We start from the raw sequence: 18299 nt of genomic DNA, 5'->3' as shown, positions 1-18299 counted from the left end.
CTTCAAGCCGGGGCCGGACTTTACCCGGCGCAGCGGGGGTTTCTGCGCTTGTGAGGAGCTATTCGGGGGGAGCGGCGCATGGAGCGGCGCAATATCATCATCATCGGCGCGGCCCTGGTTCTGGGCGTGCTGGCTGTTTATCTGACCAACGCCTATTTTTCGGGCGTGGAGGCAGAGCAGGAGCGGATCGCCGAAGAGCAGCAGCTCGTTCGCGTCGCGGTCGCTTCGCAGGATCTTCCGTTCGGCGCACCGCTGACGCCCGACACCGTCAGGCTGGTCAACTGGCCCGCGCAATCGGTGCCCGCAGGCGCCTTCAACGATCTCAACGGTCTTGCCGGTAGCAATGTCGCCATTCGCCCGATCGCGGCGGGTGAGCCGATCCTCCGGTCCCGCATCTCGGCCCGAGCCATCCTGTCGGAGAACATTCCCGACGATATGCGCGCGACCACCATTCCCGTGAACGACGTGGCCGGTGTGGCCGGCTTCGTGACCCCCGGCGATGTCGTCGACGTGATGATGACACGCGAAATTCCCGGTGGAGACGACGATCTCGTCACCTCGGTCGTGCTGGAAAACGCGCAGGTGCTGGCCATCGACCGGCGCGCTTCGGAAGATAGCACCGAACCGCAGGAACTGAAGATGGCGACGCTGCTGACCAACCAGTACGATGCCCAGCGGCTGGCGCTGGCCGCGCAGAGCGGGCGGCTGACACTGGCGCTGCGCAATGTCGAGAACCAGAATGTCGGCAGTGCGCAAGTAGTGACCACACGCGACCTGCCCGGCGGCCGCCTGCGCTATGCCTCGCGCAACAGCACGGCCCGGCCCGCCCCTGCACCCGCACCGCGGCAGCAGGTGGCCTATCGCCCGGCGCCCGCTTCGGCAGGAACATCGCAGCCATCCGCGCCCGTCTTCTCGGGCCCGACCATGACGATCTATCGCGGCACCGACGGTGCGCGCCAGGAGGTGTCCCGTGGCACGAACTGATTTCATGCGCCGCGCGCTTGCCGCGGCCCTTCCGATCGCCCTGATGGCCGCCAGCCCGGCGCAGGCGCAATTCGCAGGCACCGGAGAGATCCATGCCGGAACGCTGGAGATCCCGGTCAACAAGAGCCAGGTGGTCACTGCCGACCGGCCGATCGCCAAGGCGCTGGTGGGCAATGCCGATATCGCCGATATCGTCGCCCTGACCGAAAATTCGATCTACGTGCTGGGCAAGGGCATGGGGACCACCAGCCTGACGCTCTACGATGCGCGCGGCCGGGTGCTGTCGGTGATGGACATCGCCGTCGGCCCCGATGCGGAAGCTTTCCGCAGCCAGGCAGCCCGCCTGATCCCCGGCGGCCAGATCGACGCACATATCAGCGGCGATTCGCTGGTTTTGACCGGCCTTGCTACCGATGTCGGCATGATCGACCGGGCAGTGCGCCTCGCAGGCACCTACGCCGGTGAGAAAGTCGTCAACATGATCGCGCTCGGCAGCAGCCAGCAGGTCATGCTGGAGGTCAAATTCGCCGAAGTGAACCGCTCTATGGGCGAGAACATCGGCGTGCGCGGCTTCGGCTTCGACCGGGGCGGCGATTTCGGATCGTCCTTCGGCCCGGGAGCCGGGCTGACACCCGGCCCGAACGGCACCGGAGTTTTCGAGTTCTCGGAAATCCAGAACAGCTTCGGCGTGCTCGGCGCGACCTTCGGGGCGCTGGGTATCGATTTCGATGTCTTCCTGAACGCGCTGGAAGAGAAAGGCTTCGCCAAGACACTGGCCGAGCCGACGCTCGTGGCGCTGTCGGGTGAAAAGGCATCCTTCCTGGCCGGCGGGGAGTTCCCCATCCCCGTCGTCCAGTCGAGCGCCGGCGGCGGCGATGACGATAACGTCGCCGGGCGCATCACGGTGGAATTCAAGCCCTTCGGCGTGAGCCTTGGCTTCACCCCCACCGTTCTGGGCGACAACACTATCAACCTGGTGGTGGAACCGGAGGTCAGCCAGATCGATCCGGCGGCCTCGATCCAGATCAACGGCCTCGCCATTCCCGGCCTGCAGACCCGCCGCGCCTCCACCACGCTGGAACTGCGCGACGGCGAAAGCTTCGCCATCGCCGGGCTGCTGCAGCAGGATTTCCAGACCACGGTCAACCAGGTGCCCCTGCTCGGCAATATCCCGATCCTCGGCGCGCTGTTCCGCTCGACCGAATTCCAGAAGGGCGAGACCGAACTGCTGATCGTGGTGACGCCGCGACTGGTGAAGCCGATCCGCCCCGACCAGGTGCGCCTGCCGACCGATCGCGTGCGCGATCCGACGGCTGCGGGCACCGTGCTGACGGGCGAACCTTACGATCCGGTCCCGGCCAGCGAACTGGCCGCGCCGCAGACCCCCGTGACCATAGAGGAAGGCAGCGATTATGAATATTGAACGATCCGCCCGGCTGGCGATCTTCGCCGCCTTCCCGCTGGTGATGCTGGCAGGCTGTGCCGACAAGTCGATCTTCGAAGCGCCCGGCGACGCCTCCTTCGGGGAGGCCAACCGCCAGACCATGATGGCGCAGGTCGTCAATCCGGACCCGGTCTATACCGATGAGCTGGTGACCAGCGGCGAACACGCTGCCGATGCCGTCGAGCGCTATCGCGAGGGCGCGGTCAAGCAGCCGGAATCGATCCGCACGACCGATGTAGGCGAAGGGGGCGAAGGCCCGAACTGAGGGCCGGAAGAGGCGACGATGGGCATGTTGAGCGAGTTCCTACGAGACGAAAGCGGGGCCAGCGCGGCGCTCTATGCGCTCGCGCTGCCCGCCCTGGTCGGAATGGTCGGCATCGGGTTCGATTATTCGCGCCTCGTCTCGCTCGATACCGAACTCCAGAACGCGGCCGACCAGGCTGCGCTGGCCGGGGCGACCCAGCTGGACCAGCTGCCCGGCTCCATCGCGCGGGCCACGGCGCAGGCGCGCAGCCTGGTGTCCAACGATACGCGCTTCGCCAATGACGATGGCGCTGCGACAGTTGGCATCCCCGAAGGCCAGATCTATTTCTACGCCAACCTTGCGGACGCCGAGAATGGCACCAACCCGCTGGCATCGGATGCCGACGAACAGGCGCGCTTCATTCGCGTGCAGGTTGAAACGCGCACGGCGAATTACGCGTTGACGCCGATCGCCGGGGCGATTTCCGATACGATCGACGCCGAAGCGGTGGCGGGCATCGGATCGGCCGTATGCCGCATCCCGCCGCTGATGATCTGCAATCCGGACGAGCCGCTCAACAACACCGATCCGACGGTCGATTTCAACGCCAACAACTACATTGGCGACGGCCTGCTGGTGGTGCAGCAGGGCCAGTGGGATCCGGGCGCGTTCGGTTTCCTCGACCTGGGGCTGGGCGCGAACGGCGTGGAAGAGGCGCTCGCCTGGGTCTCGCCGACCGGAAATTGCGTGCCGGTGAACGGGCCCGAGGTGATCGATGTGGAGATCGAACCCGGTCTCAAGACCTCCACCATCGATGCCATCAACACCCGCTTCGACCTTTACGACAATTGCCCCACCGGCGGATCGTGCCCGGCGTCCATCAACTCGATCAAGGACGTGACGCACAAGTCGGACGCTGCGGGCGTGCCGAATATTTCGGCCAACAAGGCGTGCACGTTCGGCACCAACGGGCAGACCGACGGCTGGAGCGTGCCCGCCAATCCCTACGCACCGACGACCGACGCCGCGCTACCGGCGACGACCACGCCGTCACCCATGGGGCACCCGCGCGATGTCTGCCATTCGCTCGGCCCGGACGACAACACCTGCGGCCGCTTCGGCGACGGGTTCTGGGATCGAGACGCCTATTTCCGCTCGCGCTACGGTTGGGATTCCGCCGCTTGGCAGACGAACACCGGCTTCACCGCCAGCGGGACGCGCCCGGACCGTCCGACCCGCTACGAAGTGTATCAGTGGGAGATCGCGAACAAGGGCAGCGTCATCGACGGAGCGACGATCCTCGGCCGATGGACCAACGGTACGCGCGGCAACTATGCCCAGCCGATCTGCAGCGCCAGCAAGGGCGGTGCCCCCGGCACCACACCGACATCGACCGTGGCCGATCGGCGCCGAATGTCGGTGGCCGTCATCAACTGTCATGCCGAAAATGTGAGAGGAAAGAGCGGGCCCTACGCCATCCGCCGCTTCATCGACATCTTCCTCGTCGAACCGAGCCTGAATCGCCCGGACCGGACCGACAAGAAGGATATCTACGTCGAGATCATCGGCGAATCCGATGCTGGCGGCGCAGGGGAGACGGCGGGTACCGTGATCCGGCGCGATGTTCCGTTCTTGGTGAAGTGATGCGACTGCGCGATCTCTGGACATGCCGCAGGGGCGCCGCTGCCGCAGAGCTTGCACTGCTGCTCCCGCTGCTGGCGGGCATGCTGTTCGGGGCGATCGAGGTCGCCTACTATTTCTACAACCAGCACCAGGTGGTGAAGGGCGTGCGCGACGGCGCACGCTATGCCAGCCGGCAGAGCTTCGCCGCGATCAATTGTGAGAGCGGCGCCACGATGGACAGCGGCGTCCAGACGGCGATCCAGGAAGTGACCCGCACGGGGCGCCCCTCGGGCGGCACCACGCGTGTGCCGGGCTGGGAAAATGCCGAGGTGACCGTGGCCGTGTCCTGTCCGACGACGGCACTGACCACCGGCATCTACGACGGGCAGACCAACGCGCCCGTTGTGACCGTGACGGCGAATGTGAACTATCAGAGCTTGTTCGACGGCGTCGGCATCATCACCGACAGCTATACGCTGAATGCCACCCAACAATCGCCGGTGATGGGCATATGAGCGGCGCGGCATTCCTCGCACGGTTCTGCCGGGACCAGCGCGGTTCGGCCGCGGAGTTCGCGCTCGTCCTGCCGCTGATCGTGCTATTCCTGGTCGGCATCATCGATGCCGGCCGCTACGCCTATGATTTCAACCGCGGAGAGAAAGCCAGCCAGGTCGGCGCGCGCTTTGCCGTGGTCACCGATCCGCTGGTGCAGGAACTGGCGACCTACAGTTTCTCCGGCCAGACTGTCGGCGGAGTCCAGCTTGGGCAGGGCGACCGGATTCCGGTCGATGCGCTCGGCACGATCAGTTGCACGAGTACGGAGTGCCAGTGCGTTTCCGGCACCTGCCTGGGCGGCAATCTGAGTATCGACGCCACGGCCTTCGCTACGCTCGCAGATCGCATCCAAGACTTCTGGCCGGAGGTAGCGGACGAGGACATTACGGTGGAATACACCGGTTCCGGACTGGGCTTTGCAGGCAATCCCAACGGGATGGATGTTTCTCCTTTCGTCACCGTTCGCCTGACGAACATGGAATTCACTTCGATCCTTCTCTTCGGCTCGACCGTCGATTTTCCCGGCTTCGATTACACGCTGACCATGGAAGACGGCGCAGGAACGGTGTCGAACTGATGGGCCGCGACCACACGATATTCGGCCAAAGGAAGGGGTCCGAGTTGCAATTGAACGCACCGCTGACGGTGATCGCATCGGAAGGCCAGCTTGAGGAATTGCGCTCTTCCTCCGGGGCAGGCTGGATAAGCGATGCGCAATTCATCTCGTTGCGGCCGGACGAGCCCATTCCGGGCGATACGCTTGATGCAACCGGTGTCGTGCTTTTCGAAGTCGACCCGGCCAGCCCCGCTAGCATGGACCGAATCCGCAATATTCGCCGGATGCATCCGGAAATGCCGCAGATCGTCGCCATGCGTGATGTCGATATGCGACTGGTAAGGACGCTGATCCGCGAGGGTGTGGCCGATGTCGTCGAACTGCCCTTCAACGCCGAAGAGATCCTGCAAACCGTTATCGCCGTGCTCGAAACGCATGCGGGATCGGTCGGGAAGGACGTTTCGCTCGCGCCGCTGATTGCGGTCACCAAGCCGATCGGCGGGGCCGGCGCGACGACGATTGCCAGCCATCTGGCAGCGGAACTGGCGAGCGAACCGGGCGAGCCGACCGTCTGCCTGTTCGACCTCGATATCCAGGCCGGGCGGATCTGCGAAGTGTTTGGCGTTTCGCCGCGCCGGACCCTGACCGATCTGCTCGAAGCTGGCGCAAGGCTCGATGCATCGATGCTCGATACGGTTGCCGAACGTCACGAATGCGGTGTCGACCTGATTGCAGCGCCCAACGAGATAATCCCGATAGAGGCGCCGAAGAGCGAGGATCTCGCCCGGGTTCTCGATCTGGCGCGTGCCGAATACGATTACGTGGTTGTCGACATGCCCTCCGGCTTGACCAATTGGGGCCTCGCAATCCTCGCGAAAGCCGACAGCATCCTGATGCTCGTCGAGCAGTCCCTTCCCAGTCTGCGCCAGGCGCGCCGCAGGCTGGACCTGTTCAAAAACCTCGGCCTCGATCACCGGCTCGTCTCTGTCGTGGTCAACCGGGTGGAGAAAAAGCTCTTCAAATCGATCGGGATCGATGACGTGGAGAAGGCGCTCGGCCGCCCGGTGACAGCCAAACTGGCACGCGACACCCAGACGCTGGAAGCTGCGCAAGACCGCGGTGTGCTGGCCGGACATATCCGTCGCAAGAGCCCGTTCGTCGCCGATGTCGCTGCGCTCGCAGATGCGATCACCGCGCGTATGGATGGAGGCGAGCAATGAAGTGGCAGTTCGGATCGCAGGACGGCGCAGCCTCCGAAGTCGAGATCGAAGAGGAAGGCTTCGCGCCGCAACGCATAACCACTTTCGAGGTCGACGAAGAAGCCGAGAAGCTGCTCGACCTGAAGACCACGATCCATCGCAAGCTGCTGGACCGGATCAATCTCTCGCTGCTCGAACGGATGTCTCGCGAGCAGATCGAGGAAGAGATCGGCGATATCATCCTGGCGCTATTGCTCGAGGAAGACGCTGCGCTCAACGGGGCCGAGCGCAAACGGCTCACCGGGGAAGTGCTGGACGAACTGCTGGGGCTGGGGCCGCTCGAGCCGCTGCTCGCAGATGAGTCCATCACGGATATTCTCGTGAATGGCCATCGCGACGTCTTCGTCGAAAAATTCGGCCTGCTCGAACGAGCCTCCGTGCGTTTCCAGGACGAGCGGCACCTGCTGCGGATTATCCAGAAGATCGTCAGCGCCGTCGGCCGGCGCGTGGACGAATCCTCGCCTTTCGTCGATGCTCGCCTTGCGGACGGTTCGCGCGTCAACGCCATCGTCGCACCGCTGGCCATCGATGGTTCGCTGCTCTCCATCCGTAAATTCGCCAAGACCCGGATCGACATGGCCAAGCTGGTCGAGCTCGGCAGTGTTCCGGAAGCGGTCGCGGACGTCCTTGCAGCCATCGTCAAATCGCGGCGCAACGTCCTGATTTCCGGCGGTACAGGTTCGGGCAAGACCACGCTGCTGAACGCTCTTTCCGCGAATATCGACGGGCGAGAGCGTATCGTCACGATCGAGGATTCCGCAGAACTGCAGCTGCAACAGGAACATGTCGCCCGGCTGGAAACCCGCCCTGCCAATATCGAAGGGCGGGGCGAGGTTACGCAGCGCGATCTCGTGAAGAACGCCCTGCGTATGCGTCCCGATCGTATCATCGTGGGCGAGGTTCGCTCAGGCGAGGCATTCGACATGCTCCAGGCGATGAACACGGGCCACGATGGATCCATGACGACGGTTCACGCCAATACCGCGCGCGACGCCCTGTCGAGGGTAGAGCAGATGATCGGCATGAGCGGCATCGAGATTTCGCCCACTTCGGCCCGTGCGCAGATCGCCTCGGCGATCAATGTCGTCGTGCAGATCGGGCGCCAAGCCGACGGCAGGCGGCGTCTGCTGAGCCTGTCCGAGATCGTCGGCATGGAAGGCCAGACGATCACGATGCAGGAAATCTTCCGCTTCAAGATGGAAGGCCGCGGCGAAGACGGAAGCGTGCTTGGGCGGCATGAGGCAACCGGCATCCGTCCCAAGTTCCTCGATACCGCTGCAGATCACGGCATCGCCCTTTCGCCCGAACTGTTCCGGCCCAACCTCGATCTGGGGAGGGTCTGATGCTAAGCGCCGAGGTTACCCGAATTCTCGTGCTGTCGGCGGTGTTCGCCTCGATATTCCTGATCTCGCAGGTTGTGCTGAGGTTCGGTATCGAAAACCGGCAGCATGCCGGCGCGGTGAACAAGCGCCTGAAGCTGATCGCAACGGGCAAGCGCCGCGAAGACGTGCTCGGCAGCTTGCGCAAGCACGATCCGCTCAGCAATCCCGTGAGCGCTGGATTTCTCACGGCGCCGTACAACAGCTTCCGTCGCAACCTGATGATGGCGGCGGTGCCGTTCAACTTTTCGCAGATCGTCTTGGGCATGGCGGCGATTTTCGCCCTGGTCGTGCTGGCCGTAACCATGCTGGCCATATCGTCCGGCTTCGCGCTGTCATTCGGCGTGATCCAACTGATCGTGGCAGTCGCGGCGGCCGTTGCCATCGGTCTGCCGGTGATGGCGGTCGGCTATCTCGCTCAGCGACGCCGCAAGAAAATGCAGGAACAGTTTCCGGTGGCGCTCGACATATTCGTGCGGGCGTTGCGCGCCGGCCATCCGGTTGCCTCGGCGATCGACCTGCTGACCCAGGAGATGACCGATCCGATCGGATCGGAATTCGGCCTGATTTCGGACGAGATCGCTTACGGTGCCGATCTCAACGAAGCGCTGGAAGACATGGCCGAGCGCTGGGACCTCGACGATATGCGGATGTTTGCCGTTTCGCTGTCGGTCCAGAACGAAACCGGCGGCAATTTGGCGGAGATACTCGACGGCCTGTCGAAAGTGATCCGGGAGCGCGCCAGCCTGTACCTCAAGGTTCGGGCGTTGAGTTCGGAAGGGCGGATGACGGGCTGGCTGCTGACCGCCTTGCCGATCATTACATTCGTCCTCCTGTTCTCCATGAACCCGCAATTTTACCTCGAGGTCGCGACCGATCCGATTTTCATGTTCGGATTCCCGGCGATGATCGTGTGGTTCCTGATCGGCGTCTTCGTGATCAAGAAAATGGTCAATCTGAAGGTCTGACATGTTCGATTTTCTCGTCACCAACCAGCTGGCACGCTTTGCGGTTCTCGCTCTCATCTTCGCGGTGGTCATCATCGGCGTCGTCTCGGTAGGCCGCCTGTCCGCTCGCCGGGTCGAGGCGCGGCAGAACATTCGCGAGATTGCAGGAGGCGGGATCGGTCGCCGCGAGACGCTCCAGGACAAGCGCACCAATGCCTGGGCCGAACTTGCGGAACGGGTCGAGCGTGCGGGATTGAGCCTCGCCGATTCCAAGGGCGATGTGCTGCGCGACAAGCTGCGGGCAGCGGGGTACCAGTCGGCAGCGGCGCCGAAAATCTTCACCCTGCTGCGCTTCATCCTGGTCTTCGCGGTCCCGCTGCTATTCCTTGCCTATATGCGGTTGCTCGACGCGGAGCTTTCGGCATTCACGCTCTATCTCGGCGCAGCGTTCTGTGCGCTGCTAGGATTGTATCTCCCGAACCTGGTCGTCACCGCCAAGGCGGACCGGCGGCGCGAGGCCGTAACGCATGGCTTCCCGGATTGTCTGGACCTGATGCTCGTCTGCGTAGAGGCCGGCCTCGGTATGGAAGCGGCGATGGACCGGGTCGGCCGCGAGATGGTCGAGTCGCACCCCCTGATTGCCAAGATCCTGTCCGAAGTGACCTTGCAGTTGCGTGCCGGTGCACGGCGCGAAGACGCGCTTCGCAAGATGGGCGAAAGCAGTGGCGTCGTCGAAATCAGAAGCTTCGCGACGCTGCTGATCCAGTCCGACAAGCTCGGCACCAGCGTCGCCGATACCTTACGGGTCTATTCGGCCGAGATGCGTGAGAAACGCAGACTGCGCGCAGAGGAAAAAGCGCACCGTCTGCCAGTGCTGATATCGATCCCGTTGGTGGTGAACATGCTGCCCACGATGATCGGCGTACTCATGATGCCCGGGATGATCCGGGTCTTCCGTGAATTGATACCTGCGATGGGAGGGGGTTGAGATGACGAAGATCGCCAAATTCGGAACGATTGCTGTTGCTGCCATGCTGTTGGCGGGCTGCCAGTCCTCGCCGTTTTCCGGTTGGGGTTTCGCCAAGAAGCAGAACAAGCGGCCTGCTGCGGAAGCACCGCCCGAGATCGTCGGAGCCCAGCTCATCGAGGAAGGGCGAGCGCAATTGCGCGACGGGCATATCTCGGCCGCAGTTGCGACGCTGCGCCTTGCACGGCTCGACCCGGCAACCGCCGCCGCAGCGGAGAACGGCCTCGGCGTAGCCTACGCAAAACTGGGACGGTTCGACATAGCGGACCGGTATTTCAGGGCCGCGGTGGCTCGCGATCCGCAGGACATGCGTTTTACGGCGAACCTGCTGCGCCTGCAACGCCACGTGATGCTCGCGCGCAAGGCGACCGGGCCCGCAGAGAGGGTGGCTGCAGCGCCGGCGCCGAAAACCGATCCGGCGCCTCTGGCCATGCGGCCCCATCGAATTTCCGACGGTATCGTGAAGATCGCGACGCGTGAACAGCTGGGCGAAGGCCCGAAGATGACTGTCGCGTTCCTGGAAAAGCCCTCGCTCGAGCGCGAAACCAAGGCCGAGCCGGAATTGCAGGACGAGCAGACCTCGGCAACCGACCTCGGCAGCGAAGACGAAGGCAAGCAGAAACTCGTTTCGTTTACACAGTGACGCCCGAAATCGTTTTCCTGCCTGCCGCGCTTATCGCGGTGCTCGGCGCTGCGCTGGATGTTCGATCCCGTCGCATACCCAACCGCCTGGTCGTTGCGTTGGCTATTGCCACAGCAGGGGCGACACTTGTCAGTTTCGGTTGGGCCGCCCTTGGCTCGGCGGCATTGCACGCGCTCATCGCTCTTCTCGTGGGAATGGCGCTTTTCGCCCTTCGCGCGATCGGTGGCGGAGACGCCAAGTTCTATAGCGCTGCCGCGTTCGGGGTGCCGCTGTCCGGCGCCCTGGGCATGCTGGCTTTTACAGCGATCTCAGGTCTTGTTGCCGTTGTCGCGATGCTGATCTGGTATCGGGGTTTCAAGATGTCGGCGGGCCAAGAGAGGCGGAGCTGGACGCTGCCATACGGGCTTCCGATCTGCTGCGGCTTCCTGATCCAGGTCTATTCTTTGACGGGGTTTTTCTGAATTGGCGTTTTCTGGCTGCAACCAGGTTAACCGAAAGCTCTACATTTTCGTCAAATCCCGAAATGGGACTGTTACGTTCGATCGGCTTGCGCTTCAAAAACGATGAGAATTCCAAGGGTTGAAAGGCTATCTCGTCTTTTTGCCCGACCGAACACTTCGTTTCCAGAATAGGTTAATTGAATTGCAACAACCTCTGAAACGATGTTTGAACGGACTCAATTAAACGCGATTCGGGCTCGACTCGTCTCGCCAAAACACAGGGGCCGCGAAGCAGCTTCCGCAATTTGGATTGCGGGGGGTTGGTTCGAGCAACAAGTGCCGTTCCATCGTCTGCTTCGCGGGCCTCGCCGAGCCAGTGCTCGATTGCGAAAGCGGAGGTGACGTGATGGTTGATTTCGAAGGGCACGGCCAGGATGGTTTCATGGATCGTTCGACCGATGCGGACCCTGCGGATCTCCAGCAGGCGGACGCCGGTCGGTCGGGCTCAGTCTCCGATGTCGCACAATCCGAAATCACGAGCACCGAGGTAGTTCGCCTCCCGGCAGGCTCTGCTATCCAAGAGTTGCGGGCCGAAGGTAGCGACCTGATTGTCGTTCTCGATGATGGATCGGTCATTCGGGTGCCCGACGGGGCGATCATCGTACCGCAATTCGTGATCGGCGATGTGCAGATTCCTCCGCAGAACATCGCCGCGCTGCTGACCGGCAACGAACCTCAACCCGCGGCCGGCGCGCCGCAAAGCTCAGGCGGAAATTTCGGGCAGAACGTCGGCGATATCCAGGATGCCTTCGCGCTGGGCGATCTCCTGCCCTATACCGAACTCTCGTTCCCCGAACGGCGCGAAGAAGAGATCATTCCGAACCTTGCCGACGACGATCCGGACATCGTGATCGTTACGCCCGACAATCCGGTCGGGGCCGTGAATGCAACCGACGAGGTAAACGAGGCTGGCCTCCCGGCGCGCGGCGACGAGCCTGCCGGTACGCGAGCGGCGAGCGATGGCGAAATCACCAATGGAAGCATCGTCTACACGACGCCCGACGGGCTCGCTTCCCTCAGCATCAACGGTATCGAAATCACCCGCGTGGGCCAGACGATCGAAGGCGAGTACGGCACGCTGACGATCACCGCGATCGGTGCAGGCCGGGTCGAATACCGTTACGTCCTCAACGACAATACGATCGGCGTCGAGGTCGATAGGTTCGCTGTTACCGTGACCGACCTCGATGGCGACACCGCCGATGCCAGCCTGGACATCCGCATAGTCGACGACGCTCCGATAGCGCGGGACGACGCAGCCGATCAGGCATCGGAAGGCGCGCCGGTTACCATCGACGTTTTCGCGAACGACACTCCGGGGGCCGACGGTGTTGCAATCGGCACTGTTGCGCTGGTCTCAGGAACGCTGAGTGGTGCGGGTCTGCTGGTCAACAACGGCGACGGGACATTTACCTATCTCCCCGCTCCGGGCGAAGAAGGAACGGTTTCCTTCGATTACACGATCACCGACGGTGATGGCGATGTCTCGCGCGCGACAGCGACGCTCACCCTGGTCGACGATACGCAGCCCGACGGTGGAACCGCGACGGCGACGGTCGACGACGACGGGCTTGCCGGCGGCAATCCGGTATCGGACGAAGGCGATCTCGACGCGGATGTGGGCGACGATCCCTCCGACGTCGGCGAGGCCACCTTCACCGGTACGCTCGATTTCGATGTCGGCGGCGATGCTCCGGCGAATATCGCTTTTGCCGCCTCGCTGGACGGCAGCACCGCGATCATCGGTACCGAGACCGTTACATACTCCGTCTCCGGCAATGTGCTGACCGCTACCGGTCCGCGCGGCGTGCTGTTCACGGTCGAGCTGTTGGACGACGCCACCGGCGCCTATCGCGTGACGCTGGTCGATAACGTCCTGCACGAAGGCGGGCCGAATGCCGAAGCGGTGGATGCGTCCACCGTCGTTTCTTTCCTTGTCACGGACAGCGACGGGGACGAGGTCACAACCACGCTCACCATCGTCTTCGACGACGATGCGCCGACCGCTTACGACAATTTCGCGTCCACCGACGAGGGTGGCACGATCGGCGGGAATGTTCTGACCGACGGCACGGACGACATCGCGGGGGCCGACGGTTTTGGCGGCATCGTGGCCTTGTCGAGCGAAAACCAGCAGACCGATACGGCCACTCTGGTCGACGGCAACCTCGTGCTCGTCGGTCAATACGGTACCCTCACGCTGAATGCTGCGACCGGCGTCTATACCTACGTCGCCGCACCGAATTCGACCAATGCCGACGCGGTCGACGTCTTCACATATACGATCGTCGACGGGGACGGTGACACGGCCACCGCAACGCTCACGATCGATATCGCGAATATCGAAGGCACGGTCGAAGATGCCGATCTGACGGTCGACGAAGCCGGTCTTGCGACGGGCAGCAATCCAGGTTCGGGAAGCGAGACGGCAGGCGGGCAGATCGTCGTATCCGACGCCACCGGTCCATTCGTCTATGTGCTCACCGGCTCGGCCGATGGAACCTACGGCACGCTCACGCTCGACAGCGATACGGGTGCCTATAGCTATACGCTGTCGGCACCGTTCGGCGATGGCGACACTGGCGAAAATTCGCGCAATGTCGTGAACGGGGCGGATAGCTTTGGCTACGAGGTCTACGATACCGCCGGCAATCTTGTTGGATCGGGTACGATCGCGGTCAATATCGTCGATGACGTTCCCGATGCCGTCGACGAGGCTGCCCTGTCGATCGTCGAGGGCGCCAACTCCGGCCTCGCGGGCAATGTCCGGGCAAACGATGTCGAGGGCGCAGACGGTGCAAGCGTGACCTCGGTCTCGATCGACGGCGTCGACTATGTCGTCGCAGCCACCGGGACCACGACCGTGACAACGGATACCGGCGTCTACACGTTCGACGCTTCCGGCAACTGGACCTTCGACCCCGCAGCGGGTCTCGATCAATCCGATGGCCCGATCGATGCCTCGTTCACTTATACGCTGACGGATGGCGACGACGATTTCGACACGGCGACGCAGCCGATCACGATCACGGACGGTCGCGGCCCCACGGCCGGCGATCCGGCATCCCTGGTGGTCGACGACGAGAATTTGCCGGACGGTTCCGACCCGGCAACGCCGGTAAGCGATAGCGCGACGATTTCCTTTACGCCGGGGTCGGACGCCATCGTGGCCATCGCATTCGACGACACGGCCGGAGCCCTCGACAACCTCGGGGGCGGTCTCACCTGGGTGCGTATTTCGGATACGCAGATCGTCGGGCGAAGCGGCGGCGAAGATATCGTCACGCTCGATCTGACCGTCGATGGCGATAACGCTATCGTCACCATGACCCTGAACGATAATTACGCGGCGCATCCGTTGCTCGGCGACGATCTTTCAAACCTCGGGTCGGTGCTCGTCGTAGCGACCGATATCGATGGAGATCGGGCGAGTGCTTCGGTCTCCCTCGGCGTTTCGGACGATGTTCCCACCCTTGGAACCACGTCTCCTGCAACCGGCTCGCTCGAAGTCGACGAAAGCGACTTGTCCGTCGATGCCGTTGCCGGTTTCGCAGGTCTGTTCGTCCCCTCCTTCAACGCCGATGGCCCGGGTAGCGTATCGGATTACGTGCTCGGCATTACGGCCGGGTCGACAGGGCTCGTCGATACCGCGTCGGGCGAAGCCGTCGTGCTGTCGCTGGAGAATGGCGCGGTCGTCGGAAGAACCGAAGTCGGTGGCGATGTCGTCTTCGTCCTGACCGTCGATGCGGCAGGCACGGTCACGCTCGATCAGCAGCGCGCCGTAGTGCATGCCGACGGTTCCGATCCGGACGACGCGACCGGGCTCGCGAACGCTGGTCTCATTACTCTCTCGGCGACCGTTGCGGACGGCGACGGCGACACCGCCACGGCAACCGTCGCGATCGGTAACGCGCTGTCTTTCCGCGACGACGGACCGTCAATAGACGCGAGCGTCGTCGGTGGCGATACGATCCTGCTGACCACGCAGGACGCCGATACCATTGGCGCGGCCTTCGATACCGATACGACTACTGCCGATTTCGGCGGCGCATTTTCCGTCGCCAGTCAGGCCTATGGTGCCGATGGCGCCGGCTCCGTTTCCTGGGCCTATGCGCTGGTGATCGAGAACACTGCCTCGGGCCTGACCAGCAACGGCGCGGCCGTGACGCTGGCATTCGACGGTAGCGATGTTGTCGGCTCGGCCAACGGAATCGAGGTTTTCCGGCTCTCTGTCGATCCTGCGACCGGCGTCGTGACGCTGACCCAATATGAGGAAATCGATCATCCCTTGCCCGGCGACAACGGCGCGCCATACGATGATCAGTTCGCGATACTGGGCACAGGCATCCTGTCGCTCGAGGGTATCGCGACCATCGTCGACCGGGATGGCGACAGCGCGAGCGAGACGGTATCGCTGGACCTCGGCGGCAACATTCGCTTCGCCGATGACGGGCCGATGGTCGAACCGACCGGAGCCTCGCTCGCGCTGGTGGTGGACGACAGTGATTTTGCGTTCGATGCGGAGGCCGAGTACTCGGATGCGTTCGATTTTGCGTTCGGTGCGGACGGTGCGGCTGCAGGGGGCGGCGAGAGTTATGCGCTGGGCCTTGGTGCGGGTGCGAGCGGTCTGACCGATACGCTGTCGGGCGCGGCGGTGGTGCTGAGCCTGGAGGGCGGCCAGGTGGTCGGCCGGGCCGGTGCCGGCGGCGAGATCGTGTTCGTGCTGTCGGTGGATGGCGACGGGACGGTGACGCTCGACCAGCGGCGTTCGGTGGTGCACGACAATCCGAATACCGACGACGAGCCGACCGGGCTTGCCAGCGGCGATCTCATCACGCTGACCGCGACCGCGACCGATGGCGACGGCGATACCGACAGCGCGACCATCGCGATCGGCGGCGACCTCGTGTTCCGCGACGATGCGCCGGTGGCGGGGACCAATGACGATGTCCAGCTCGACGACGAGACGCTGGGTGGCGGGATCGCGGGCGGCATCGGCGATGTCGATCCCGATACGGCGAACACTAGCGGCACACTGGCGCACGACTTCGGCAATGACGGCGGCTCGATCGCCTTTTTGACCGGCGGCGCGCCGGCCGGCTTCCAGTATGTGGCGAGCGGCAGCGATATCCTGGTGCAGCAGCTGCAGGGCGGGACCTGGGTCACGGTGGTGACGGTGACGCTGGATGCGGCGACGGGCGCCTATACGGTCACGCAGAACGCCAATGTGCTGCATGCCGATGGCGGGGAGGAGAACGATACGTCGTTCACGCTGACCTACCGGGTGACCGATGGCGACAACGACACGGCCGACGGCACGCTGACGATCGATGTCGACGACGACACGCCGACCGCGACCCCGGGCGCGAGCCTGACCGGTTCGGTGGACGAGGATGCGTTGCCGGGCGGGATCGAGGGTGGTCCGGGCGATATCGGCGTGGTCGGCCTGACCACGGGCGGCAGCGTTGCAGCGCTGTTCGCGAGCGGCGCGGACAGCCCGCTGACCTACGCGTTCGAGACTGCGGCCTCGAGCACGGCCTATCTGGAAGGACTGGGCCTCACCTCGGGCGGCGTGCCGCTGAGCTATGCGGTGACCGCCGGTTCGATCGTGGCGACCGCGGGCGGCGCTCCGGTGTTCACGCTGACGCTGAGTGCAGCAGGCGCATGGCAGTTTACGCTCGAAGGCGTGCTCGATCACGACGTGGCCGGGACCGAGGACGACATCGCAATCGACTTCGGCGGCCTGGTAACAGGCACCGATGCCGATGGCGACAGCGTCACGGCTACCGGCTCGCTGACCGTGACGGTCGATGACGACAGTCCGGTGGCGGTCACGGGCGCGAGCCTGACCGGTTCGGTAGACGAGGATGCGTTGCCGGGCGGGATCGAGGGCGGTCCGGGCGATATCGGCGTGGTCGGCCTGACCACGGGCGGCAGCGTTGCAGCGCTGTTCGCGAGCGGCGCGGACAGCCCGCTGACCTACGCGTTCGAGACTGCGGCCTCGAGCACGGCCTATCTGGAAGGACTGGGCCTCACCTCGGGCGGCGTGCCGCTGAGCTATGCGGTGACCGCCGGTTCGATCGTGGCGACCGCGGGCGGCGCTCCGGTGTTCACGCTGACGCTGAGTGCAGCAGGCGCATGGCAGTTTACGCTGGAAGGCGTGCTCGATCACGACGTGGCCGGGACCGAGGACGACATCCCGATCGACTTCGGCGGTCTGGTAGTGGGCACCGATGCCGATGGCGACAGCGTCACGGCAACCGGATCGCTGACCGTAACGGTCGACGACGACAGTCCGGTGGCGGTTGCCGACAGCGCGGATGTGACCGAAGGCGGCGCGATCGCCCGCGGCAGCGAAGCGAGCGTGCTGGCGAACGACCCGGGCGGTGCGGACGGTATCGGCCGGGTGGTCGGCGTTCGTGCGGATGGCGATCCGGCGGATACGACCAGCAGCGTCACCGGCGGCCTCGGTACCGCGATCGCGGGCGATTACGGCACGCTGATGCTCTATGCCGACGGCACCTACAGCTATACGGCGAACAGCGACATCCCGGACGATCCGGCAAGCGATGTGTTCGTCTACACCTTCGTCGACGGCGATGGCGATATTGCGACTGCGACGCTGACCATCGATGTGAACCAGGTTACGCTGGTGGCCGACGATCGCGATGCGCTGGTGTTCGAAGCGGCGCTCGACCTGGTGCAGGATCCCGGCGATCTTGCGCCCGGTACGGTGGTGGGCTCGAACCCGTCTTCGCCCAGCGAGACGGTCGGCGGTACGCTGGCCGTGACCGGCGGCGTGGGGACGATCACCTATGCGCTCGATCCCGGACAGACCGGGGCCTACGGACAGATCTCGATCGATGCGAACGGCAACTGGACCTATACGCTGACGGGGCCGGTGGACGGCGATGCGCTGTCGCCCAGCCAGGGCGGCGACAACGGGACGAACGTCTACGACAATATCGAGACCTTCACCTATACCGCGACCGACGAGAACGGGAACACGGTGCAGGGCACGATCACGATCGACGTGACCGACGATGTGCCCAGCGTCACCGCGACCGGAGCCTCGCTCGCGCTGGTGGTGGACGACAGTGATTTTGCGTTCGATGCGGAGGCCGAGTACTCGGATGCG

General features: G+C 64.0%; 13 protein-coding genes. All 13 read left to right on the top strand.

Features of this window, described 5'->3' with window-relative positions:
• Positions 1–78 precede the first annotated feature (78 nt).
• Entirely contained in the window at positions 79–984 is a 906-nt protein-coding gene (gene cpaB / locus Q9K02_RS00065) for a Flp pilus assembly protein CpaB (RefSeq protein ID WP_305931030.1), read from the top strand.
• Complete coding sequence (locus Q9K02_RS00060) at positions 971–2407, top strand: type II and III secretion system protein family protein (protein ID WP_340309768.1); 1437 nt, start codon at positions 971–973, stop codon at positions 2405–2407. Before cpaB ends, Q9K02_RS00060 begins: the two co-directional genes overlap by 14 nt.
• The gene (locus Q9K02_RS00055; protein ID WP_305931029.1) at positions 2397–2693 is read left to right on the top strand and encodes a hypothetical protein; all 297 of its coding nucleotides are present in this window, start codon (positions 2397–2399) and stop codon (positions 2691–2693) included. Before Q9K02_RS00060 ends, Q9K02_RS00055 begins: the two co-directional genes overlap by 11 nt.
• Before the next feature lie 18 nt (positions 2694–2711).
• A complete protein-coding gene (locus Q9K02_RS00050) occupies positions 2712–4316 on the top strand; it encodes a pilus assembly protein TadG-related protein (RefSeq protein ID WP_305931028.1) in 1605 nt (534 codons plus the stop codon).
• Positions 4316–4810 (top strand): TadE/TadG family type IV pilus assembly protein, encoded by a 495-nt coding sequence (locus Q9K02_RS00045; RefSeq protein ID WP_305931027.1) that lies wholly within the window; start codon positions 4316–4318, stop codon positions 4808–4810. The genes Q9K02_RS00050 and Q9K02_RS00045 overlap by 1 nt, the downstream gene beginning before the upstream one ends.
• Positions 4807–5427, top strand: coding sequence for a TadE/TadG family type IV pilus assembly protein (locus Q9K02_RS00040; RefSeq protein WP_305931026.1), 621 nt, complete (start codon positions 4807–4809; stop codon positions 5425–5427). The genes Q9K02_RS00045 and Q9K02_RS00040 overlap by 4 nt, the downstream gene beginning before the upstream one ends.
• 44 nt (positions 5428–5471) lie before the next feature.
• The gene (locus tag Q9K02_RS00035; RefSeq protein WP_305931025.1) at positions 5472–6626 is read left to right on the top strand and encodes a CpaE/TadZ family protein; all 1155 of its coding nucleotides are present in this window, start codon (positions 5472–5474) and stop codon (positions 6624–6626) included.
• A gap of 179 nt (positions 6627–6805) precedes the next feature.
• Positions 6806–8008, top strand: coding sequence for a TadA family conjugal transfer-associated ATPase (locus Q9K02_RS00030; protein WP_278329669.1), 1203 nt, complete (start codon positions 6806–6808; stop codon positions 8006–8008).
• Positions 8008–9012, top strand: a complete 1005-nt coding sequence (locus Q9K02_RS00025; RefSeq protein WP_305931023.1) for a type II secretion system F family protein — start codon at positions 8008–8010, stop codon at positions 9010–9012. The genes Q9K02_RS00030 and Q9K02_RS00025 overlap by 1 nt, the downstream gene beginning before the upstream one ends.
• A 1-nt stretch (position 9013) precedes the next feature.
• The gene (locus Q9K02_RS00020) at positions 9014–9979 is read left to right on the top strand and encodes a type II secretion system F family protein (RefSeq protein ID WP_305931022.1); all 966 of its coding nucleotides are present in this window, start codon (positions 9014–9016) and stop codon (positions 9977–9979) included.
• A gap of 1 nt (position 9980) precedes the next feature.
• A complete protein-coding gene (locus Q9K02_RS00015; RefSeq protein ID WP_305931021.1) occupies positions 9981–10661 on the top strand; it encodes a hypothetical protein in 681 nt (226 codons plus the stop codon).
• Positions 10658–11122 (top strand): A24 family peptidase, encoded by a 465-nt coding sequence (locus Q9K02_RS00010; RefSeq protein ID WP_305931020.1) that lies wholly within the window; start codon positions 10658–10660, stop codon positions 11120–11122. The genes Q9K02_RS00015 and Q9K02_RS00010 overlap by 4 nt, the downstream gene beginning before the upstream one ends.
• Positions 11123–11507: 385 nt before the next feature.
• A partial coding sequence (locus Q9K02_RS00005) for a DUF5801 repeats-in-toxin domain-containing protein (RefSeq protein WP_305931019.1) occupies positions 11508–18299 on the top strand: 6792 nt, incomplete at its 3' end.

Source organism: Qipengyuania profundimaris, from assembly GCF_030717945.1.
In the GTDB taxonomy this organism is placed as follows: domain Bacteria; phylum Pseudomonadota; class Alphaproteobacteria; order Sphingomonadales; family Sphingomonadaceae; genus Qipengyuania; species Qipengyuania profundimaris.
Note: the sequence above shows the minus strand (reverse complement) of the source record. Positions and strands in the feature narration are given on the sequence as shown.